The sequence below is a fragment of the Mesorhizobium sp. ESP7-2 genome (assembly GCF_020164715.1).
Lineage (GTDB): Bacteria > Pseudomonadota > Alphaproteobacteria > Rhizobiales > Rhizobiaceae > Mesorhizobium.
The window spans coordinates 45,272-66,685 of the sequence record NZ_JAIUGQ010000028.1; the positions used below are offsets into that span (position 1 = coordinate 45,272).

General features: G+C 65.6%; 20 protein-coding genes, 1 pseudogene and 1 riboswitch. Of the genes and pseudogenes, 8 read left to right on the top strand and 13 right to left on the bottom strand.

Translation table 11 applies throughout. The annotated features are described in order from the left end of the window. Positions 1–4 precede the first annotated feature (4 nt). Genes LB543_RS23180 through cbiE form a run of 5 tightly spaced genes read right to left on the bottom strand, consistent with a single transcriptional unit; the run spans position 5 to position 4,515 of the window. Positions 5–1,318 (bottom strand): cobyrinate a,c-diamide synthase, encoded by a 1,314-nt coding sequence (locus tag LB543_RS23180; RefSeq protein ID WP_140812692.1) that lies wholly within the window; start codon positions 1,316–1,318, stop codon positions 5–7. Then, on the bottom strand, positions 1,315–2,133 hold the full coding sequence (cobA, locus tag LB543_RS23185; RefSeq protein ID WP_140758048.1) for a uroporphyrinogen-III C-methyltransferase: 819 nt from the start codon (positions 2,131–2,133) through the stop codon (positions 1,315–1,317). The genes LB543_RS23180 and cobA overlap by 4 nt, the downstream gene beginning before the upstream one ends. Then, positions 2,130–2,894 (bottom strand): precorrin-4 C(11)-methyltransferase, encoded by a 765-nt coding sequence (cobM, locus tag LB543_RS23190; protein WP_224598488.1) that lies wholly within the window; start codon positions 2,892–2,894, stop codon positions 2,130–2,132. Before cobM ends, cobA begins: the two co-directional genes overlap by 4 nt. Then, on the bottom strand, positions 2,891–3,277 hold the full coding sequence (locus LB543_RS23195) for a cobalamin biosynthesis protein (protein ID WP_224615674.1): 387 nt from the start codon (positions 3,275–3,277) through the stop codon (positions 2,891–2,893). The genes cobM and LB543_RS23195 overlap by 4 nt, the downstream gene beginning before the upstream one ends. Further along, on the bottom strand, positions 3,274–4,515 hold the full coding sequence (cbiE, locus tag LB543_RS23200) for a precorrin-6y C5,15-methyltransferase (decarboxylating) subunit CbiE (RefSeq protein ID WP_224615675.1): 1,242 nt from the start codon (positions 4,513–4,515) through the stop codon (positions 3,274–3,276). The genes LB543_RS23195 and cbiE overlap by 4 nt, the downstream gene beginning before the upstream one ends. A gap of 1 nt (position 4,516) precedes the next feature. Here cbiE and LB543_RS23205 point away from each other — a divergent pair, with 1 nt between their 5' ends. After that, positions 4,517–5,284, top strand: a complete 768-nt coding sequence (locus tag LB543_RS23205; RefSeq protein WP_224615676.1) for a cobalt-precorrin-6A reductase — start codon at positions 4,517–4,519, stop codon at positions 5,282–5,284. On the opposite strand, the gene LB543_RS23210 is transcribed toward LB543_RS23205, so the two are convergent. The 8 genes from LB543_RS23210 to LB543_RS23245 form a co-directional block, all read right to left on the bottom strand. Further along, on the bottom strand, positions 5,248–6,012 hold the full coding sequence (locus LB543_RS23210; protein WP_224615677.1) for a precorrin-3B C(17)-methyltransferase: 765 nt from the start codon (positions 6,010–6,012) through the stop codon (positions 5,248–5,250). The genes LB543_RS23205 and LB543_RS23210 overlap by 37 nt on opposite strands. Further along, positions 6,009–6,767, bottom strand: a complete 759-nt coding sequence (locus LB543_RS23215; RefSeq protein WP_224615678.1) for a precorrin-2 C(20)-methyltransferase — start codon at positions 6,765–6,767, stop codon at positions 6,009–6,011. The genes LB543_RS23210 and LB543_RS23215 overlap by 4 nt, the downstream gene beginning before the upstream one ends. Beyond that, entirely contained in the window at positions 6,764–7,396 is a 633-nt protein-coding gene (locus tag LB543_RS23220) for a precorrin-8X methylmutase (protein WP_140758040.1), read from the bottom strand. Before LB543_RS23220 ends, LB543_RS23215 begins: the two co-directional genes overlap by 4 nt. A gap of 2 nt (positions 7,397–7,398) precedes the next feature. Further along, the gene (cobG, locus tag LB543_RS23225; RefSeq protein ID WP_224615679.1) at positions 7,399–8,736 is read right to left on the bottom strand and encodes a precorrin-3B synthase; all 1,338 of its coding nucleotides are present in this window, start codon (positions 8,734–8,736) and stop codon (positions 7,399–7,401) included. Continuing rightward, complete coding sequence (locus LB543_RS23230; protein ID WP_224615680.1) at positions 8,733–12,272, bottom strand: cobaltochelatase subunit CobN; 3,540 nt, start codon at positions 12,270–12,272, stop codon at positions 8,733–8,735. The genes cobG and LB543_RS23230 overlap by 4 nt, the downstream gene beginning before the upstream one ends. Positions 12,273–12,289: 17 nt before the next feature. Further along, a complete protein-coding gene (gene cobW, locus LB543_RS23235; protein ID WP_224615681.1) occupies positions 12,290–13,327 on the bottom strand; it encodes a cobalamin biosynthesis protein CobW in 1,038 nt (345 codons plus the stop codon). Between the two features lies 1 nt (position 13,328). Beyond that, a complete protein-coding gene (locus tag LB543_RS23240) occupies positions 13,329–13,757 on the bottom strand; it encodes a DUF1636 family protein (protein WP_224615682.1) in 429 nt (142 codons plus the stop codon). A 37-nt stretch (positions 13,758–13,794) separates the two neighbouring features. Then, positions 13,795–14,002: riboswitch (cobalamin riboswitch) on the bottom strand. Between the two features lie 29 nt (positions 14,003–14,031). Beyond that, complete coding sequence (locus LB543_RS23245; protein ID WP_224615683.1) at positions 14,032–15,231, bottom strand: winged helix-turn-helix domain-containing protein; 1,200 nt, start codon at positions 15,229–15,231, stop codon at positions 14,032–14,034. Positions 15,232–15,563: 332 nt separating this feature from the next. On the opposite strand from LB543_RS23245, the gene LB543_RS23250 reads away from it, so the two are divergent. The 7 genes and pseudogenes from LB543_RS23250 (at position 15,564) to nuoF (ending at position 21,369) form a co-directional block, all read left to right on the top strand. Continuing rightward, on the top strand, positions 15,564–15,929 hold the full coding sequence (locus tag LB543_RS23250) for an NADH-quinone oxidoreductase subunit A (protein WP_010910112.1): 366 nt from the start codon (positions 15,564–15,566) through the stop codon (positions 15,927–15,929). Further along, on the top strand, positions 15,920–16,501 hold the full coding sequence (locus LB543_RS23255) for a NuoB/complex I 20 kDa subunit family protein (protein WP_013894808.1): 582 nt from the start codon (positions 15,920–15,922) through the stop codon (positions 16,499–16,501). Before LB543_RS23250 ends, LB543_RS23255 begins: the two co-directional genes overlap by 10 nt. 4 nt (positions 16,502–16,505) lie before the next feature. After that, positions 16,506–17,108: an NADH-quinone oxidoreductase subunit C gene (locus LB543_RS23260; RefSeq protein WP_140812703.1), complete on the top strand. Its 603-nt coding sequence runs from the start codon at positions 16,506–16,508 to the stop codon at positions 17,106–17,108. 85 nt (positions 17,109–17,193) lie between these two features. Continuing rightward, positions 17,194–17,516, top strand: a pseudogene (locus LB543_RS23265) (four helix bundle protein). 66 nt (positions 17,517–17,582) lie between these two features. Then, positions 17,583–18,773 carry an NADH-quinone oxidoreductase subunit D gene (locus LB543_RS23270; RefSeq protein ID WP_140758033.1) on the top strand — a complete coding sequence of 397 codons (1,191 nt, stop codon included), beginning with the start codon at positions 17,583–17,585 and terminating at the stop codon, positions 18,771–18,773. After that, a complete protein-coding gene (locus LB543_RS23275) occupies positions 18,774–20,054 on the top strand; it encodes an NADH-quinone oxidoreductase subunit E (RefSeq protein ID WP_224615684.1) in 1,281 nt (426 codons plus the stop codon). A 10-nt stretch (positions 20,055–20,064) separates the two neighbouring features. Further along, entirely contained in the window at positions 20,065–21,369 is a 1,305-nt protein-coding gene (nuoF, locus tag LB543_RS23280) for an NADH-quinone oxidoreductase subunit NuoF (RefSeq protein ID WP_224598467.1), read from the top strand. Positions 21,370–21,414 lie beyond the last annotated feature (45 nt).

Genomic DNA, 21,414 nt, shown 5'->3' on the forward strand with positions numbered 1-21,414 from the left:
GGTTCTAGGCCCGCGCGATGGCGTGGAAGAAGGTGCCGCTGACATGGCCACGCCGGTAGCCGGATGCGCCGAGCGGATTGCCCTGGCCGTCGGCGAGGTCTGCAAGCGGCTCGTCATTGCCGGTCGCCGTCATCTGCGCATAGTGGAATTCGTGCCCCCGGATCAGCGCGCCTTGCGGCCCCAGCGGACAGTCGGTGCGCAGCCGTGCCTCGCGATAGCCGAGGTTCATCTTGCGTCTGGCGAAGCTGGTGGAATGGCCGAGCAGGCCGAGCATGCGATGCGTTTCGCCGGAAGCATCCTCCAGCACTTCACCAAGCACCATGAAGCCACCGCACTCGCCATGGATCGGCTTTGTCGTGGCGAAACGTGCCATTCCCGCGTGGAAATTCGTGGCAGCTGCGAGTTTGCCGGCGTGAAGCTCGGGATAGCCACCGGATAGCCAGCAGACATCGCAATCCTCGTCGGGCGCTTCATCTGCGAGCGGCGAGAACGGAACGATCTCCGCGCCGGCCTTGCGCCAACAGGCGGCGACATGCGGGTAGAGGAAGGTGAAAGCGGCATCCTCGGCCAGCGCGATGCGCTGGCCAGGCGGCCGCAGCGCGTCGGCGAAGTCGCCAACCGCCGGGGCGAGGGGTGCTGCCAGCGCCATGACAGCGTCGAGGTCGAGCGACTTCTCGGCCATGTCGGCGAGCCGGTCGAGATGCGCCATCAGGTCATCATATTCGCCGGCCTGGACGAGGCCGAGATGGCGTTCGGGCAAATTGAGCGAGGGGTCGCGCAAAATAGCGCCGACGACGGGCAGGCCGATCGCCTCGATGGCGTCGCCGGAGAGCCGCCGGTGGCGCTCGCTGCCCAGCCGGTTCAGCACGACGCCCGCCATGCGCACATCCGGATCGTAAGTCGCAAAACCCTTGGCGACGGCCGCCGCCGTGGTCGACTGGCCCGATACGTCGAGCACCAGCAGCACCGGCAGGCCGTAAAGCCGGGCGAGATCGGCGGCGGAACCGGTGCGCCCAGGCGAGGCCGGGATGCCGTCGAACAAGCCCATGGCGCTTTCGAGGATGACGAAGTCGGTATCGTCGGCTGCCTGTGCGGCCAGCGCATTGAGCAGCGACGGCGACATCGCCCAACTGTCGAGGTTGACGCCGGATAGCCCGGTGGCGGCGGTGTGGAAGCCGGGGTCGATGTAGTCCGGGCCGGATTTGGCGCCACGAACCTTCAGGCCGCGCCGCGTGAGCGCGCGCAGGATGCCGATGGTGACGCTTGTCTTGCCCGAACCGGAGCGCGGCGCGCCGATGATGATCGCGCGCGCCGTCATGCCTGCGCCGCCAATGCCGCGCGCATGGCGACGATGCCGCCGACGACGATCAATGCCGGCGAGGCGAGCCCGGCGGCCGCCGCTGCCTCGGCAATGGTGGCGAGCGTGGCGACGACGGTTCGCTCCTTTGGGGTGGTCGCAGCAACGATTACGGCCGCCGGCGTCGACGGCGCCAGTCCGCCGTCGAGCAGGGCGGCTGCTATCAGCGGCAGATTGGCCATGCCCATATAGACGACCACGGGCTGGCCGGTGCGGGCGATGGCCGCCCAGTCGATGTCGTCGTCGGTGCCTGCGGCGTGGCCGGTCGCAAGAATGACAGCCTTGTTGATGCCGCGCATGGTGGCCGGGATGCCGGTGGCCGCCAGCGCGCTGAGGCCCGATGTCAGGCCCGGCAGCACGCGAAACGCGATGTTTTCGCGCGCCAGCGCCAGCGCCTCTTCGCCGCCACGGCCAAAAATATAGGGGTCGCCGCCCTTCAGCCTGACGACGCGGCGGCCTTCACGCGCCAGCCGCACCAACAAAGCGGTGATGTCGTCCTGCTTCATCGAGGGTTGGCCGCCGCGTTTTCCCGCAAAGAAAAGCTCGGCGTTATCGGCAACCGCGACGACATCAGGCGAAACCAGAGCGTCGTAGACCAGCGCATCCGCTTCGGCCAGCGCCGCCAGCACTTCCAGGGTCAGGCAGCCCGGATCGCCGGGGCCGGCGCCGGCCAACCAGACATGACCCGGCTCAAGCGGACGCGGCTTGAAGTTCAGCCGCGCGAGCGCCTGTTCGAGCGTGGCGTTTTCGCCCTTATTTCCAGTGCTGCCGCTCACAATCCGTCCCGTCCGCGAAAACGCCGCTGATAATGGGCGTCATACAATGAACTCTCGCCAAAGCCTTCCGCCGCCAGCGAGCGACCGACGAAGATGAGCGCCGTACGCTCCATCGGATCGGCGGCCAGTAGCGCCTCGATGGTCTCCAACGTGCCGGTCAGCACGCGCTCGTCCGGCCAGGAGGCGCGGAAGACGATCGCGACCGGGCAATCGCCGCCATAGTGCGGCGTCAGTTCGGCGACGACGCGGTCGATGGCGTGGATGGCAAGATGGATGGCCAGCGTGGCGCCGGTGCGGCCGAAGCCGGCCAAGGTTTCGCCGGGCGGCATTTTCGACGCACGCCCCGAAACGCGGGTCAGCACCAGGCTTTGCGCGACTTCGGGAATGGTCAGTTCGCGGCGAAGTGCGGCGGCGGCGGCCGCGAAGGAAGGGACGCCCGGCGTCAGCGTGTAGGGGATGCCATGCTTTTCCAGCCGGCGGATCTGCTCGGCGACGGCGCTCCACACCGACAGGTCGCCGGAGTGCAGGCGCGCAACGTCATGGCCGACTTTGTGGGCGGCCACATATTCAGCCTCGATCTCGTCCAGCGACATCGGCGCGGTGTCGATCAATCTTGTTCCCGGCGCGCAATGCTGCAGCAATTCCGGCGCGACGATGGAGCCGGCGTGAAGGCAGACCGGGCAACGCGCCAAGAGCCTTGCGCCACGCAGCGTGATGAGGTCGGCGGCACCCGGCCCGGCACCGATGAAATGGACGGTCATGGTGCGTCTCCGCTGATGGCGATGGCGCAGGTGACCGCGCCGAGCACGGTGCGCGGACCAAGCAGGCTGGCGCCTTTGCCGGCGACGGCAAGGGCCGAGGCTTCCGAAACCGATGGCGTGCCGGCGAGGTCCCGCGAGAGGCTGGAGTTGCTGAGCGTCCGCGGCGAGGCGGCCTCAAGCGTCGCCTCGTCGACGATGATGACGGGAAGGTTCAGCTTGCGACCAGCGGCGGCGATCGCGTCTTCATCCTTTTTGAGCGCTGCAGTGGCCAGTGCCGTCAGTGCCGTCATTGCCAGCCCATGCGCTTCGAGCGCGGTTTCTATCGCCGAGAGCACCTCCTGGACGGTGACGCCCTTTCGGCTGCCGATGCCCGCGACCATCATGGCTTTACCCAGCTCCATTGCGTGACAGGCATGGCCGGCCGCCATGCCTGCATGGAGCCGACCGGCGAAGCGCGGGAGATGGCGATGCGTGTGAGATCGCCGCCGCGCTTTGTGTGCTGGGCGAGGAGCAGGGCTTCCATTTCCAGCGTCACCGCGTTGGCGACAAGACGGCCGCCGGCGCGCAAAGCCTTGATGGCGGCGTTCAAGACGCCGGCGTCGCTGCCGCCACCGCCGATGAAGATGGCATCGGGCGTCTCCAGTTTTACAAGCGCCTTGGGCGCGCTGCCTTCCACGATGACGAGGCCGGGAACGCCGCAGGCAACGGCGTTGTGGCCGATGCGGGCGGCGCGGGCCGGATCGGCCTCGATGGCGATGGCGCGCATCGAGGGGTGGGCGAGCATCCATTCGATGCCGACGGAGCCTGAGCCGGCGCCGACGTCCCACAGCAATTCGCCGCGCCTCGGCGCCAGCGCCGACAGGGTCACGGCGCGGATTTCACGCTTGGTGATCTGGCCGTCATGCTCGAACAGATGATCGGCAAGGCCTGATGTGAGCGGCAGCACGCGGCCTTGCGGAGCTGAATCAATTTCGATGGCCAGCACATTGAGCGGATTGACGTTTTCGATGTCGAAGGCGTCGGCGCGAACCGAACGCAATGTCTCCTTCGGTCCGCCCAATGCCTCCAGGACCGTCAGCCGCGAAGCGCCGAAATCGAGTTCGGTGAGCAGGCGCCCAATTGCAGCAGGTGCATCGCCGTCCGATGTCAGCGCCAGGATGCGTGCGTTGGGCTGCAGCAGCGGGCGGATCAGGTCGATCGGGTGACCGTGCAGCGAGATGATCTCGATGTCCTGCAGCGCCCAGCCAAGACGGGCGGCGGCCAGCGAAATGGCTGACGGCGCTGGGATGACATCCATATCGCGCGGGTTGACCTTGCGGGCGAGGGTGGCGCCGACCCCGTGGAAGAACGGGTCGCCGGAGGCGAGCACGCAGACGTTTCTGCCGGCAAGCGCCAAGACATCGGCCATCCCGGCATCGAACGGAACCGGCCAGGGACGCGGCTTGCCCTTGGCGAAGGAAGTGACGAGCGCCAGATGCCGCTTGCCGCCGAAGATGAACTCCGCCTCGGCGATCCGCCGCTTGGCCTCGTCGCCAAGACCCGCTAAACCGTCCTCGCCGATGCCGACGATGGTGAGCCATTTTGAGTTGAGCTTGGCGCCGCGCGGACCCTCAGCAGGCATGATGACCCACCGCATTCTGATCCTTGGCGGCACCACCGAAGCCCGGCAACTGGCTGGAAAACTGGCGGCGCGCGCCGATTGCTCGGTCACGCTTTCGCTGGCCGGCCGTACGGAAAGTCCCGTCGCGCAGGGCGTGCCCGTGCGAAGTGGAGGGTTCGGCGGCGCCGATGGTCTGGCCACCTATCTCAGGCAGACGTCCATCGACCTGCTGATCGATGCCACCCATCCCTACGCGGCGCGAATCTCCGCCAACGCGGCAATGGCCGCGCGCAAGAGCGGCGTGCCGATCCTTGCCTTGCGGCGCCCGGGCTGGGAGGCCATCCAAGCCGACCGCTGGCTTGACGTCGACAGCGTTGCCGCCGCGGCACGGGCGCTTGGCGATGTGCCGCGCCGCGTTTTCCTGGCGCTTGGCCGACAGGAGGTCGCCGCCTTCGAGGTAGCGCCCCAGCACCACTATCTCATCCGCAGCGTCGATCCGGTCGAGCCGAAGTTGGTTGTGCCTGATGCTGACTATCTGCTGGCGCGCGGACCGTTTGGCGAGACCGACGAGCGCGTGCTGCTCGAAAAGCATCGCATCGATGTCGTGGTGTCGAAGAACAGCGGCGGCGCGGCGACATACGGGAAGATTGCCGCGGCGCGGATGCTTGGCATCGAGGTGATCATGGTGCGCAGGCCCGATCTGCCGGACGTGCCTTCTGCCGAAACCGTCGAAGCGCTGGCCGCGATGGTGCGTCATTTTGTCGAGCCCGATGCCGAGCGAGGCGTGTAGACCAGCGCCGGCTTGTCGCAGCGCTTGATGATCCGGGTTTCCGGCGAGCCGATGATGATGCAGGTCGCCATGTCGGCCTTTTCTGCGTCGACATCGGCCAGCAGATAGACCTCGATGCGCTCGTCCGGGCGGCCGGCGGCGCGGCCGAAGATCACCGGCGTCGTGCCGGGCAGGATGGCGGTCAGGCATTCGAAGGCGCGGCCAAGCTGCCAGGGACGCGCCTTGCTGATTGGGTTGTAGAGCGCGATGACGAAGCCGGCGCCAGCCGCCGCCAGCAGGCGCAGCTCGATCAGATCCCATGGCTTCAGATTGTCGGACAGCGAGATGGCACAAAAATCGTGGCCGAGCGGCGCGCCGATGCGGGCGGCGACCGCGAGCATGGCGGTGACGCCAGGCACGACAGCGACATCGACCGCACGCCATTCGGCCGGACCGGCCTCGATCGCCTCGCAGACCGCCGCGGCCATGGCAAACACGCCGGGATCGCCGCCGGACACCACGGCGACGTCGTGGCCCTCGGTGGCCTTGGTCAGGGCATCCTTGGAACGGGCGAGTTCCTCACGGTTGTCGGAAGCGACGCGGGTCTGGTCCGGGCGCAGCTCGAGCCGGTCGAGATAAGGCTTGTAGCCGTAGAAGAATTTTGCCTCGGCGATAGCGTGGCTGGCTTGCGGCGTGACCTGGTCGGCATTGCCGGGCCCGAGACCGATGACAGTGAGACGGCCGCTCATGCCTGCGCTCCAGCCACGCCAGGCCTGCCGGACCAGCCGGCGACCAGCACGATGGCGAAATAGGGCGCCTTGTCGTCCGGCTTGTCGGCAAGCCGCATCGAGACGCTGCCGGCCATCGTGCCGCGCTCGACATAGACTGCGCGCGTCAGCTTGCCGGTCGCTTCCAGCGCGCGCCTGATCTTGGGCAGGTTGCGGCCGACCTTCATGATGACGGCGGCATCGGTGTCGGCGAGACGGCGGGTCAATTCAAACTCGCTCATCGTGCCGGGCAGTACGGTTAGCACGTCGTCACCCTGGACGATCGGCACACCGGTCTGCGACCAGCAGCCGGACATGGCGGTGACGCCGGGGATGACTTCGGTCGGGAAACGATGGGCGAGGCGCACATGCAGATGCATGTAGGAGCCATAGAACAACGGATCGCCTTCGGACAGCACGGCAACCATCTTGCCGGCGTCGAGGTGCTCGGCGACCCTGTCTGCCGACTCCTCGTAGAAACCTGATATCTGCGAGCGGTAATCGTCGTGATCCTTGTCGATCTCGGTGGTCACGGGATAGAGCAGCGGCAGTTCCACCATGTCGGGCCGGAAGCGCGCCTCGACGATGGCGCGCGCATTGCTGTTGTTGCCGCGTTTCGCGAAATAGGCCACGACATCGGCTTCGGCCAAGGTCCGCGCGGCCTTCAGCGTCAACAATTCGGGGTCGCCGGGACCGGTGCCGACGCCGACGAGACGGCCTTTGGGAAACGCGTTCACAGGCCCGGCCTCGCTAGCGAATTGAGCGCGGCGGCGGTCATGGCGCTGCCGCCAAGCCTGCCGCGCACGATGGCGTAGGGCACGCCATAGGAATTCTCGGCCAGCGCATCCTTGGATTCGGCGGCGCCGACGAAACCGACCGGCATGCCGATGATCGCGGCTGGCTTGGGCGCGCCGTCGCGCAGCTTCTCGAGGAGATAGAACAGCGCGGTTGGCGCGTTGCCGATGGCGACGACCGAACCGGCCATGCGCTCGCCCCACAGGTCGATCGCGGCGGCCGAGCGGGTATTGCCGATCTCCCTGGCGATGTCGTGCGTGCGCGGGTCGCGCAAGGTGCAGATCACCTCGTTGCCGGCCGGCAGCCGGGCTCGGGTGACGCCATGCGAGACCATTTCAGCGTCGCAGAAGATCGGCGCGCCGGCCGCCAAAGCGGTGCGGGCGGCGGTGACGAAATCGTTGGAGAAAACGAAATGACTTGCTGCCTCGACCTGGCCGCAGGCATGGATCATGCGGATGGCGACGTCGGCCTCGGCCTCCGAGAAGCGCGAGAGATCGGCCTCGGCGCGAATAATGGCGAAGGAGCGCTCGTAGATCGCCGTGCCGTCGTGGATGTAGTCGTAGGCGGCCATGCTCATTCCTGTTTGTAGGTCTCGGCGATGCCGGCCGTGCCCAGCCTTGTCAGGCAAGCGGCGGCGGCTTCGCCTTGAAATCGTGCGCTGCGGATCATCGCCGCGACGCGGCTGATGCCGCGCGCGGCGTCATAGCCCGGCCTGTAGCCGGCAGGAAGAGCCTTTGCCGTCGCGTTCACGACAAGTCCGGCTCCGTTTTCGTCGCCGACAATTGTGAGTGCTGCCGGGCCCGGATGTGCGCAGCCTTTTGCGCAGCCGGAAATGTGCAGGGTGAAGTCGAGGGTGTCGGCGTTTTCGGCGGCGATCGCCTCGGCGATGTCACGGGTCGCGATCCGGCCGGACGCGCAGGCCGGCGCGCCGGGGCAAGCCGCGACGCGCGTGCGGGGGTCGGTGGGGGCGATGACGAAGCCGAGGTCGGCGGCGGTTTGCTGTAGAGGTTGACTGGTGTCCGCCGGCTGACCGAGGAACAGCAGGGCGCGGCCCGGGGCGAGGCGGATTTCGGTTGCGCCGAGGGCGAGAGCTTTTTGCGCGAGGGCGACGATTTTGTCCGCTGGCATGCTGCCGTAGGGGAGGCCAATGCCGAGGGCGTGGCCGTTGTTCAGGTTGAAGAGGCCAATCGGCAGGCGACTGTGCTCTACGGCGCCCCCCTCCGGCAGGACAGAGGGGGGCGCCGTAGAGTGCCAGCTTGCGAGAGACGCCAACTGCCTCTCCGACAAATCCCGCGTGTGCGCCTCGCGGCCTTTCTCGGCAACCATCCGCAGCGCCGCGATAGCTATGTCGCGCGCCGCATCTTCGTCCGCCACCGTGAGCGGCCTGGAGGTCTGCCCATCACCCGCCACGGACACAAGCCAACGGCTGGCTGTATCGGCCCGCACCGCCTTCAACCTGACATCGGCTGTCACGCCATCCAGCGTCAGTTGCCCGCCGCCGTCGACGATCACCGCAACCTTCGGCCCCAACCTTGTTGCCAGCCCGGCTTCTTCAACGGCCATCCGAATGCGCTCAGCCATTAGCCTCGGATCGGCGATCTCCTGCGGGTCAATGCCGGCCAGCGGGCCGGTCTCGACCGGTACGCCGGTGCGCACCGCGATCCCCAGCGCATCGACCTCTGCTGCCAGCAAGGCAGCGCTTTCCGCCGTCAGGCCGCGGATTTGCAGGCTGCCGCGCGCCGTCACCTCCATGATGCCGTTGCCGTGCCGCAAGGCGGATTCGGCCAGCTCGATCAAGAGCTTCGGCGATAGGCCTTCGGCGACGGGGTTGAGCCGCACCAGCAGGCCGTCGCCTGTCTGCATCGGCGCCGACAAGGCAGGGCAGGCGCCGCGGCGCGAGAAGGCGTTCATGCCGCGACGCCGAGCGCGTTGGCCTCGGCAATCAGCGCGGCGAGATCGTCGTCGATGGAATTGCGCAAGGGATGCCAGAGCCCGCGCCGGCGCGCCGATAGGAAACGCTCGGCGATGACTTTGGCGGCGGCGGGATTTTCGCGCAGGATGAAGGCGCGGACTTCCGCGTCGCCGAGATAGGCATCATGCACCGCCTCGATCAGCGCGCCTGAAATGGCGTGGGTGGTCTCGGCGAAGCCGACCAGCCGGTCGACGGTTTCGGCGAATTCGGAGGCGCCGCGCGGACCGTGGCGCATCTGCCCTGATATGAAGCGGGCGTTGACGGCACGGGCGCGCACCACGCGTGACACCGCCTCGCCAACCGATCGCGGTTTCGGCTTCCGCGGATCCGTGGTGTCGAGCACGATGACGTCGGCGTTTCTGCCGAGGGTGGCAAGAGCGGCGGAAAAGCCGCCGATGAAGGCGACGTCGGCGGAGCCTTCGAGAATGTCGCGGCCGGGGTCGTCGCCGGTGTGGACGAGAAGGTCAGCCTCGGCGATGCGGCCTTCAAACGCTCCGGGTGCCGAGACGCCTTCGCCGCCGGCACCGCCATAGGCATGCGAAGTGGCGTCGAGATAGGCGCGGCCGATCTCTTCGCGCGCCGCCCAGTCGCCGCTGGACAAAATCTCTTCGACGCCGGCGCCGTAAGTGCCGGGCGAGGTGCCGAAGATGCGCGGGCTGACCTTGCCGTCGGCGCGGGTCCTGGCGGCGAGCGGATTTTCCGAATCGTCCTCGTCGCGCGCGGCAACGGCTTTGGCGGCGGCGTCGATCAGTGCGATCTGGGTCGGGAACATGTCGCGGAACAGACCTGATATACGCCAGGTGACGTCGACGCGCGGGCGGCCGAGCGTCGCCGGCGGCAGCACCTCGATGCCGGTGATGCGGCCGGTCGTGGCATCCCATTGCGGCCGGCAGCCCATCAGCGCCAGGCCTTGCGCAATCTCCTCGCCGCCGGTGCGCAGCGAGGCCGAGCCCCAGAGATCGATGACCAAGGAGCGGGGCCAGTCGCCATGCGATTGCATGTAGCCGCGTACGACTTCTTCCGCCGCCGCCTTGCCTAGATCATAGGCGGTCGGAGTCGGCATGGTGCGCGGGTCCGAGGTGAACAGGTTACGGCCTGTCGGCAGCACGTCGGAGCGGCCGCGCGCCGGCGCGCCGGCCGGGCCAGCCTTGACGTGACGGCCATCGAGCGCGGCGAGCAGCGCGGCCTTCTCGGCTTCCGCGCTTTGCCTGCGCATGGGGTCCGGCTCGTCGTCTGGGACACGGCCGTAGACATGCAGCCCGTCCTTGATGGCGAAATCCTTGAGGTCGCAGAGCCAGGCGTCGATGCGGCGCAGCGCTTCATCGGGCGCGTCGGTCGCGGCGACGCCGGCTTCGGAGGCGAGACCGGTCTTTTGCGCGGTTTCGACAATCAACCTGGCGAGACGGTCGCGGCGGCGGCGGTCGAGGCCGTCGGCCTGGGCGTATTCGTCGACCAGCCGTTCGAGCTTGTGCTGGTCCTCGTCCAGCCCGGCGCCTGTCAGCGGCGGCGGCAGATGGCCAAGGGTGACGGCGGCAATGCGCCGCTTGGCCTGTGCCGCCTCGCCGGGGTTGGAGACGATGAAGGGATAGATGACGGGCAGGGAGCCGGTCACAATTTCGGGAAAGCAGTTTTGCGAAAGCGCCACCGTCTTGCCGGGCAGCCATTCCAGCGTGCCATGGGCCCCGACATGGATCAAGGCATGGACGCCGAGCGATCTGCGCAGCCATAGGCCGAAGGCGATCAAAGCGTGGCGCGGAGGCAGCGTCGGATCGTGGTAGTCGGCGCGGCGGTCGGCGGAGCGGCCGCGGTCGGGAGCGAGGGCCACGGTGATGTTGCCGAAATGCGCGGCGCGGAAGGGGAAGTGTTTCTTGCTTGATAGCGAAGGTTTGCGCGAGGCGCCCCCCTCTGTCCTGCCGGACATCTCCCCCTCAAGGGGGGAGATTGCGCTGTCGTCACGGCTTTCGCCAAATGCCAACATTGCAGGGATGGACGGGGCGCTGGAGCTGCCAATCTCCCCCCTTGAGGGGGAGATGTCCGGCAGGACAGAGGGGGGCGCCTCGCGAAGACCTGTCACGCTTTCCGTTCTGCCCCAGGCAGCCTCTATCGCGGCAATCGCCGCTGACGGTAACTCCGTCGAAAAGGAGTCGTAGTCTTCCAGCCCCAGCCCACCGTCGCCGCGTTCCAGCAAATCCAGCAACTCGCGCGGCGTTTGTGGAATCCCTTCAACGGCATAGCCCTGTTCGCTCAAGTCGTGCAGCATGGCCAGCACGCTGGACGGAACATCGAGCCCGACCGCATAGCCGGTGCGGCCAGGGGCGCTGGGGTAATCGGGAATGAGGATCGCCAGCTTGCGTTCGGCGCGCGGGGTCTCTTGCAAACGGATGAAGGCCGCTACGCGCTTAGCCACTTGCTCCACACGATCCGCTTGCGGCTGGTTGGCCAACGCACGGTGGCCCAGCGCCGGGTCGACATCACTCTCGCCCTTGAAGGAAATGGCGCCGGCAAGGATGCGGCCATCGAGTTCGGGCAGCACGACATGCATGGCAAGGTCGGCGGGTGCCAGCCCGCGCTGGTTGTTTTCCCAGACGTCGCGGCGTGTGGTGGCGACGATGACCTGGAAGACAGGCACGCCGGCGCGGTCGAACAGGGTTTCCACGCCGGCCTCGGCGCCGGACGCGAAAGCGGTCGCGGCGATGATGGCGGCCGGTTTCAGCGATGCGACGGCATTTTCGGCGAATGCCAGGGACAGCGGATCCTTGAGACTGGAAACAAAGATCGGGACCGGTGCCAGTCCCTGGGAGCGCAAAGCCTCGGCCAGCGCATCGATCGGGGCGACATCGGCCGCGAGCAGCATCGATCGGTAGAAGAGAATCGGGATGATGGGGGCGCTGACATTTGAAAGGTCCGGCTTCTCTGCGACCCCCATTCCAGACTGATAGTAACCGGCCTTCGGCACGCTGACCGGACTGGCGACTGATGTATCCTGTCCGGCCAGGCCCGCCAGCCTGTGCACCAGCGCGTTCATATTGGCCGGGCCGCCCTCGCGGAAATAGCCGAGCAGGCCGTCGAGTTCGGCGCGGGGCAGCGTCGAGGCTTCGATCAGCCTGAGATCCTCGTCATGGCTTTCACCGGGAAGCAGCGCCAGTCTTATGCCGCGTTCGCGGGCAATTGCCGCCAGTTGGTCGCAGCCATAGCGCCACCAGTCGTAACCGCCGAGGATACGCACCAGGACGACCTTGGCGTGGCGGGCGACGCTGTCGACCCAGAGGTCGACCGACATGGGATGGCGCAGGTCGCGCAGTGCCGCCAGCCGCATCGAGGGCAGGCGATCGGCGTCGGCCTTCCATGCCGCCGCCAGCCCGGCGAGGTCGCTGTCGGTGAAGGACAGGGCCACGATATCCGCCGGTGTCTGCCTGAGATCGACAGGCTCGGCGAGGTCGTCGAGCGAGGCGGAGGTCGTGGTGAGGATGTGCATCGCGGCTGTGCCTGAAATCAGCCGGCGAGGATGCGTTCGATCGCAGGACGGTTCAGCCCCTTGAGGCCGATGACGACCAGGCGCGAACGGCGGTCGTCCTCGGCGCTCCAGGCGCGGTCATAGTAATGATTGACGCGCGGGCCGACGGCCTGCAGCAGGAGCCGCATCGGCTTGCCGCCGACCTCGACGAAGCCTTTCACCCGCAACACGTTCTCCTGTTCGGCGGCCGCGGCGACGCGCTTTGCCAGCTCGTCGGGATTGGCGATCGAGGGAATGTCGACGATGAACGTGTCGAAGTCGTCATGCTCGTGGTCGAATGCGCCGTCGTGATGGGATTTGCGGTTCTCGATATCGTCCTCGACGGCGAGCCCGAGGCCGAGCAGCACCGAGGGATCGACCTTGCCATGAGACGTCGGCACGATCTTCACGGCGCGGGCGGCGTGTTCGCCGATGATGCTGTTAGCGCGGGCCGAGCCGTCGGCGTCCATCAGGTCGCTCTTCGACAGGATGATCAGATCGGCGCAGGCGATCTGGTCCTCGAACACTTCCTCGACCGGATCATCATGGTCGAGGCTTTCATCCCCGGCGCGCTGCGCCTGCAGGGCTTCCATGTCGTTGGCAACCCGGCCTTCGGCAAGTGCGGGACCGTCGACCACGGCGATGACGCCATCGACGGTCACGCGGCTCTTCACCGACGGCCACTGGAAAGCCTGGACCAGCGGCTTGGGCAGAGCGAGGCCCGAGGTTTCGATCAGGATATGGTCGACCTTCGGCGTCAGGCACAGGATCTGGTCGAGCGCCGGCACGAAATCGTCGGCGACGGTGCAGCAGATGCAGCCATTGGCCAGTTCGACGATGTTTTCCTCGGGGCAGGTGTCGATGCCGCAGCCCTTGAGGATTTCGCCGTCGATGCCGATGTCGCCGAACTCGTTGACGATGATGGCAATCCGTTTGCCGCCGGCGTTTTCCAGAAGATGGCGGACAAGGGTCGTCTTGCCGGCGCCGAGGAAGCCGGTGACGACGGTGCAGGGAACGCGGGAAACGGATGCGGTCATATCAGTCTTTCAGCATGTCGAGGGGAGGGATGCGGGCAACGAGGCCGCGTTTGAGGCTATCGGGCCTGCCCCGCCAGGGAATGAGGCCGTCGCTGGAGGTGGCGAAGAGTTTCGCGCCGGTGACGAGATCGGCACCGCTGGTCGGGGTCAGATCGCCAAACACATAGCTCCAGCATCCGTCGCGCAGGATCGCGGCGCTCAGCCGGCGCTTGCAATTGCCGAGGCATTCGACGGTGCGGATGCGGATGTTGTCGCCCGAGGCGGCTTGGCGCGTATCTTCAGCCAAAAGTTCGCCGGCCCGGGGATGAGCATCGGGGCCGGTCTCGTCGCGACAGGAGGCGCAGACGATGACAGTGATGCCGGCCAGGGAATCATCCCCGCCGGACGAAATGTCCGTTGTTTCAGCCGAAAAACTGCTGTCGCGATCCAAATCAGGCTCCTTGCCCGGAAAACCCGCCGGGCGATCGGATTCTTGCATTCCAGACGGCAGGTCTCCTGGCTCGCGGGTCATCGCCTTGGGTAGCCGCCTTCCCGGGACAATCCCAGTGGCTTTCGGCCTTGGCTCTTCGCTCACAGTTGCGGGGACAGCCGCGGATTTGGGATTTTCAATCCCGCACCGCATTCCCTCTTGGCCCCTCCCTTTGCCGAGAGGAGACCGTCTGGATTGGATTTAGGCTCTTGCGGGCAGCGGTGTCAACGCGAGCTTACGACACCGCGATGTCGGACAGCGCCGGGCCCAGGTCGCCGGCGGGCGTCACTTCGATGCGTTCGAGGCCAAGCCAGCCCTGCATCTGCTTCAATTCCTCGGAGAGCTGAGCGGCGGTTTCGGGCGGTGCGCCGGGCTCGGCGTAGGCGGCATGGACACGCAGGACACTTGCCGGCCGGTCGGCCTTGAGGTCGACGCGCGCCACGATCCTGTCGCCGAGCAGGAAGGGCAGGACATAGTAGCCATATTGGCGCTTGTCGGCCGGGGTGTAGATCTCGATACGGTAGTGGAAATCGAACAGCCGCTCGCTGCGCGAGCGCTCGAAGACGACCGGATCGAACGGCGCCAGCAGGGCGCGGGCCTCGATCTTGCGTGGCAAGCGCGCGTCCCTATGGAGGTAAGCCGGCTTGTCCCAGCCCTCGACACGGACCGGCAGCAACTCGCCGGTCTCGACCAGTTCCTCCAGGCGGCCTTTCATGTCGGCGGGGGAGAGTCGAAAATAATCGCGCAGGTCGCCCGATGTCGCCACGCCATGGGCGCGGGCGGAGATGCGCAGCAATTCGCGATGCGCATCCTCGGCGGTCGGTACCGGCAGGTCGAGGATCGCCTGCGGCAGCACGCGCTCCGGCAGGTCGTAGAAGCGCTCGAAGCCGCGCCGGTGCGCGGTGGTGATGCGCCCGGCCCAGAACAGCCATTCGAAGGCGTGCTTGGCGTGGCTCCAGCCCCACCAGCCGCCGGAGCCTTTCTGGCCTTCCAGCGCGGAAGCGGCGATCGGGCCGCGTGCCACGACCTCGCGGTAGATCTCTTCTATATAGGGGGCGTGCTCGCGGCCCCATTTGGCCAGCCCCAGATACATTTCATCGCCTTGCTCGGCGCGCCGCATGCGCCAGCGCATCAGCGGGTAGGTCTCGACGGGCAGGAACGAGGCCTCGTGCGCCCAGTATTCGAACACAGTGCGCTTTCGCGTCACGGCGGCATTGTCGAGCAAAGCGAGGGGATAGGGGCCAAGACGCGAATAGAGGGGCATGTAATGGGCGCGAACCACCGCACTGACGGAATCGATCTGCAGCAGGCCGGTGCGAGACAGAACGCGGGCGAAGTGGCGGCGGTCGGGCGTGCCGGCGGGGCGGGGATCGAGAAATCCCTGAGCGGCGAGCGCGATGCGCCGGGCGGCGGCAAGCGAGATCTTTTCCTTCATGCGGATGCGTCTCTGGTGGACCTGTCTGGCGTTGCGGGGGGTGATTCCTGTCCATGCTAGCAGGGTTTTGGCGGCAACCTTGTCAGGAGAGAAAAGTGGAGTAAAAGACGAAGGAAATCAAACAGGAGCATATGGGACCAGTTTCTCCCGGATTGCCGTCCAGCTCGGTGTTTTGAACAAGGTTTGACTTGCTTCGCTGGAAGTGCTGCGCTAACCCTCGCCGCGTTGCAGCATAGGCTCCTTAAAACGGTTCAGCGGTTAATCTGTCACGCTTCCGCATTAAGGTCCGGTGCTGTAATCAACGTGGATTGGCGCCAACGGAAAGCCGCTGCATGAACGCACTCCTCAGTTCGTACCTGCCCATCGTCCTGTTTATCGGCGTGGCGCTGGTGGTCGGCCTGGCGCTGCTCGCGGCGCCGTTCCTGGTAGCCTACCGCAACCCGGATCCCGAGAAGCTGTCCGCCTATGAATGCGGATTCAACTCGTTCGACGACGCCCGCATGAAGTTCGACATCCGTTTCTACCTGGTGTCGATCCTGTTCATCATCTTCGATCTCGAAGTAGCCTTCCTGTTTCCCTGGGCGGTGTCCTTCTCGAAGATCGGCATGCTCGGTTTCTGGTCGATGATGGTGTTTTTGGCAGTGCTGACAATCGGCTTCGCCTATGAATGGAAAAAAGGAGCGCTGGAATGGGATTGAACGACAGTTCAGGCACCCTCGTCGCGCCGAAGCCCAAGGGTATCATCGATCCCAATACCGGCAAGCCGGTGGGGCAGGACGATCCCTTCTTCCTCGAAATCAACAACGAGCTTGCCGACAAGGGTTTTCTGGTCACCTCGACCGAGGCGCTGATCACCTGGGCGCGCAGCGGCTCGCTGATGTTCATGACCTTCGGCCTGGCGTGCTGCGCGGTCGAGATGATCCACACCTCGATGCCGCGCTACGATTCGGAGCGGTTCGGCGTCGCGCCGCGCGCGTCTCCGCGCCAGTCCGACATCATGATCGTGGCCGGCACGCTGACCAACAAGATGGCGCCGGCGCTGCGCAAGGTCTACGATCAGATGCCGGAGCCGCGCTACGTCATCTCGATGGGCTCCTGCGCCAATGGCGGCGGCTATTATCATTATTCCTATTCGGTGGTGCGTGGCTGCGACCGCGTCGTGCCCGTCGACATCTATGTGCCCGGCTGCCCGCCGAGCGCCGAAGCCCTGCTCTACGGCATTCTTCTCCTGCAGAAGAAGATCCGCCGCACCGGCACGATCGAACGGTAAATCAATGGCCGCATCCCTTAGCGAACTGTCGACCTATCTCGGCGAGAAGCTGCCTGGCCGCTTCGGCGATGCGGTGCTCGCCTATGGCGAGCTCACCGTCCAGGTCGAGCCGGGCGATCTGGTCGAAGTGATGACTTTCCTGCGCGACGATGCGCGCTGCCAGTTCATATCGATCATCGATGTCTGCGGCGCCGACTATCCGTCGCGGGCCAAGCGCTTCGACGTCGTCTATCACCTGTTGTCGCCGAAACAGAATGTGCGCATCCGCGTCAAGGTGCAGGCCGACGAGGAGACGATGGTGCCGTCGATCACCGGCATCTATCCCGGCGCCGACTGGTTCGAGCGCGAGACCTACGATCTCTATGGCGTGCTGTTTTCGGGCCACCCCGATCTGCGCCGCCTGCTGACCGACTACGGTTTCGAAGGCCATCCGCTGCGCAAGGATTTCCCGCTGACCGGGTTCGTCGAAGTGCGCTACGACGACGAGGCCAAGCGCGTCATCTACGAGCCGGTCGAGCTCAAGCAGGAATTCCGCAATTTCGATTTTCTTTCCCCTTGGGAAGGCACCGACTATGTGCTGCCCGGGGATGAAAAAGCGAAACAGTGAGTAGGGAAGTAGTGAGTAGTCAGTAGGAGAAGAGTTGGAGCAACGGATCGAATCTTATCGCGACTTGAAGGTGTGGCAATCGGCGATGACGCTCGCTGAGGACTGTTACCGCCACACCAAGGAGTTCCCGAAGGAAGAGATCTACATGACCTCTCAGATGCGCCGATCGGCGGTTTCGATCGCTGCGAATGTCGCGGAGGATACGGTCGGGAAAACAGAGGTTCGTTCGTTCAATTTTTGCGCATGGCGCAAGGTTCGTTGAAGGAACTGGAAACGCACATATTGCTGGCATGCCGGGTTGGCTTGCTGCGAAAAGACAATGAGATTGAACTGCTGCTGCGATGCGAAGAGATTGGAAAAATGATGAGATCTCTTATCCGAACGGTGCAGGCCAAGCAGGCGGAATGAAGCAGGCGTTGAGATTGATGATCACTACTCACTACTCACTACTGACTCTTCGCCAGAGGCGCCAGAATGGCTGAAACCTCCGTCCGCAACTTCAACATCAATTTCGGCCCGCAGCATCCTGCCGCGCATGGCGTTTTGCGCCTTGTTCTGGAGCTCGACGGCGAAGTCGTCGACCGCGTCGATCCGCATATCGGCCTGCTGCATCGCGGTACGGAAAAGCTGATCGAGGCAAAAACCTATCTGCAGGCGGTGCCTTATCTCGATCGGCTCGACTATTGCGCGCCGATGAACCAGGAGCACGCCTTCGCGCTCGCCGCCGAGCGCCTGCTCGGCATCGAGGTGCCGAGGCGCGGCCAACTGATCCGCGTGCTCTATTGCGAAATCGGCCGCATCATGTCGCACATCCTCAATGTGACGACGCAGGCGATGGACGTCGGCGCGCTGACGCCGCCGCTGTGGGGCTTCGTCGAGCGCGAAAAGCTGATGGTGTTCTATGAGCGCGCCTCCGGCTCGCGCATGCATGCCGCCTATTTCCGGCCCGGCGGCGTCCACCAGGACCTGCCGCGGCAGCTGGTCGAGGACATCGGCAAGTGGATCGACCCGTTCCTGAAATCGCTCGACGATCTCGACAAGCTGCTCACCGGCAACCGTATCTTCAAGCAGCGCAATGTCGATATCGGCATCGTTTCGCTGGCCGACGCCTGGGCCTGGGGCTTCTCGGGCGTCATGGTGCGCGGCTCGGGCTCGCCGTGGGACCTGCGCAAGTCGCAGCCCTATGAGTGCTACTCCGAGATGGATTTCGACATCCCGATCGGCAAGAACGGCGACTGCTTCGACCGTTATCTCTTGCGCATGGAAGAAATGCGCCAGTCGGCACGAATCATGCGCCAGTGCGTCGACCTGCTGCTCGGCAAGGAAAGCACCGGCCCGGTGTCGAACCTCGACGGCAAGGTGGTGCCACCCAAGCGCGCGGCGATGAAGCGCTCGATGGAAGCGCTCATCCATCACTTCAAGCTCTACACCGAAGGCTACCGCGTGCCGGCCGGCGAGGTCTATGCGGCGGTCGAGGCGCCGAAGGGGGAGTTCGGCGTCTATCTGGTCTCGGACGGCACCAACAAGCCCTACCGCTGCAAGCTGCGCGCCCCCGGTTTCGCGCATCTGCAAGCCATGGATTTCCTGTGCCGCGGCCACATGCTGGCCGACGTCACCGCCGTTCTCGGCTCCCTCGACATCGTGTTTGGTGAGGTCGATCGCTAAATGTCAGTCCGCCGTCTCGCAGAAGCCAGCGTCCAGCCAGCCTCCTTCGCCTTCAACAAGGCGAACGCGGCGGCTGCCAAGCAATGGATCAAGAAGTACCCGAAGGGCCGCGAGCAGTCGGCGATCATTCCTTTGCTGATGATTGCGCAGGAGCAGGAAGGCTGGGTCACCAAGGCGGCGATCGAGACCATCTCCGACATGCTCGGCATGCCGCGCATCCGCGGGCTCGAGGTCGCGACCTTCTACACGCAATATCAGTTGAATCCCGTTGGTACCCGTGCGCACATCCAGGTCTGCGGCACCACGCCGTGCATGCTGCGCGGCTCGGAAGCGCTGATGGATGTATGCCGCTCGAAAATCCATCACGACCAGTTCCACACCAATGACAAGGGCACCTTGTCGTGGGAGGAGGTCGAGTGCCTCGGCGCCTGCGTCAATGCACCGATGGTCATGGTGTTCAAGGATACGTTCGAGGATCTGACACCCGAGCGTCTGGCCGAAATCATCGATCTCTACGACGCGGGCAAGGGAGCTTCGGTGACGCCGGGACCGCAGAACGGCCGTACCGGCTCGGAGCCGGCCTCCGGTTTGACGACGCTGAAGAGCGAAAAGGCGATCCTCAAGTCGACCCGCGACCGGGAAGCCCGGGAAGCGGCCAAGGCCGCCAAGGCAGCGCCCGACGCGATCATCGCCGCGCCGGTGCCGGCAAGGGCAGCCGCCCCTGTCGCGCCGTCCAATGCCAGCAAGCCGAAAACCGATACGCCCGAGACCAGCCCGGTATTGAAGACGCCTTCAAAAGCCAAGGTGGCGCCGGCGACGGAGAAGGCGGCGAGCGTTGCTGCGCCGCTGCATTCGGCCGCCAATGCCAACAAGGCAGCGCCGGAAGTCGAGAAGGTCTCCAAGCAGCGCAGTGGACCGACGGTCAGGGCCGAACCGGCATCGGCATTCAAGGCGCCGGAAGCCAAGGTGCGAGCCGCAAAGCCGGCAAAGCCGTCGCTGGAGGACAAGAATCGCCCGGCCGGTATCGACAGGCCGGCCGCGGTCGACGATCTCAAGCTGATCTCCGGGGTCGGCCCGAAGATCGAGGGTATCCTGCACACGCTAGGCATCTTCACCTTCGCGCAGGTCGCGTCGTGGAAGAAGGCCGAACGCGAGTGGGTCGACGGCTATCTCTCCTTCCAGGGCCGCATCGACCGCGACGACTGGGTCCGCCAAGCCAAGGCGCTCGCCAAGGGCGGCGTCGCCGAATACATCCGCGTCTTCGGCAAGAAGCCGGTCTGAGGGACGAAAAATGCTTCAGGACAAAGACCGCATCTTCACCAATATCTACGGCCTCTTCGACAAGTCGCTGGCCGGCGCCATGGCACGCGGCGCCTGGGACAACACGCCCGGCATCGTCGCCAAGGGGCGTGAGTGGATCGTCAACGAAATGAAGGCGTCGGGCCTGCGCGGACGCGGCGGCGCCGGCTTCCCGACCGGGCTGAAATGGTCGTTCATGCCCAAGCAGAGCGACGGCCGGCCGAGCTATCTCGTCATCAACGCCGACGAATCCGAGCCCGGCACCTGCAAGGACCGCGATATCCTGCGCAACGACCCGCACACGCTGGTCGAAGGCGCGTTCCTGGCCGGCTTCGCCATGGGCGCGATTGCCGCCTACATCTATGTGCGCGGCGAGTTCATCCGCGAGCGCGAGGCGCTGCAGCGGGCGATCGAGGAGGCCTACGAGGCCAGGCTGATCGGCAAGAACAACACGTCGGGCTACGATTTCGAAATCTACATGCATCACGGCGCCGGCGCCTATATCTGCGGCGAGGAAACGGCGCTGCTGGAAAGCCTCGAAGGCAAGAAGGGCCAGCCCCGGCTGAAGCCGCCATTCCCGGCCAATGTCGGCCTCTATGGCTGCCCGACGACGGTCAATAACGTCGAATCGATCGCGGTGGCGCCAACCATCCTGCGCCGGGGTGCGGCCTGGTTCTCGTCTTTCGGCCGGCCCAACAATGTCGGCACCAAGCTGTTCTGCGTTTCCGGCCACGTCAACAATCCGTGCACCGTCGAAGAGGCGATGTCGATCCCGTTCCGCGAACTGATCGAGACACATTGCGGCGGCATCCGCGGCGGCTGGGACAATCTGCTCGCCGTCATTCCGGGCGGCGCCTCGGTGCCGCTGGTGCCGGCCGAGCAGATCATCGACACGCCGATGGATTTCGACGCGCTGCGCGACCTCAAATCCGGCCTCGGCACGGCCGCCGTCATCGTCATGGACAAGTCGACCGATGTCGTGAAGGCGATCGCGCGGTTGTCCTACTTCTACAAGCATGAAAGCTGCGGCCAGTGCACGCCGTGCCGCGAGGGCACCGGCTGGATGTGGCGGGTGATGGAGCGGCTGGTGCGCGGCGAGGCGCAGAAGCGCGAGATCGACATGCTGCTCGACGTCACCAAGCAGGTCGAGGGTCACACGATCTGTGCGCTGGGTGATGCGGCGGCATGGCCGATCCAGGGCTTGATGCGGCATTTCCGTGGTGAGGTGGAGCGGCGCATCGACGAGTTTTCGCGCAACGCGCACCGGGCCGAACCGGTGATGGTGGCGGCGGAATAAAAAGAAACTTTTGAACGCGGGAAGAAATCGGGGCGGGGCGAACGA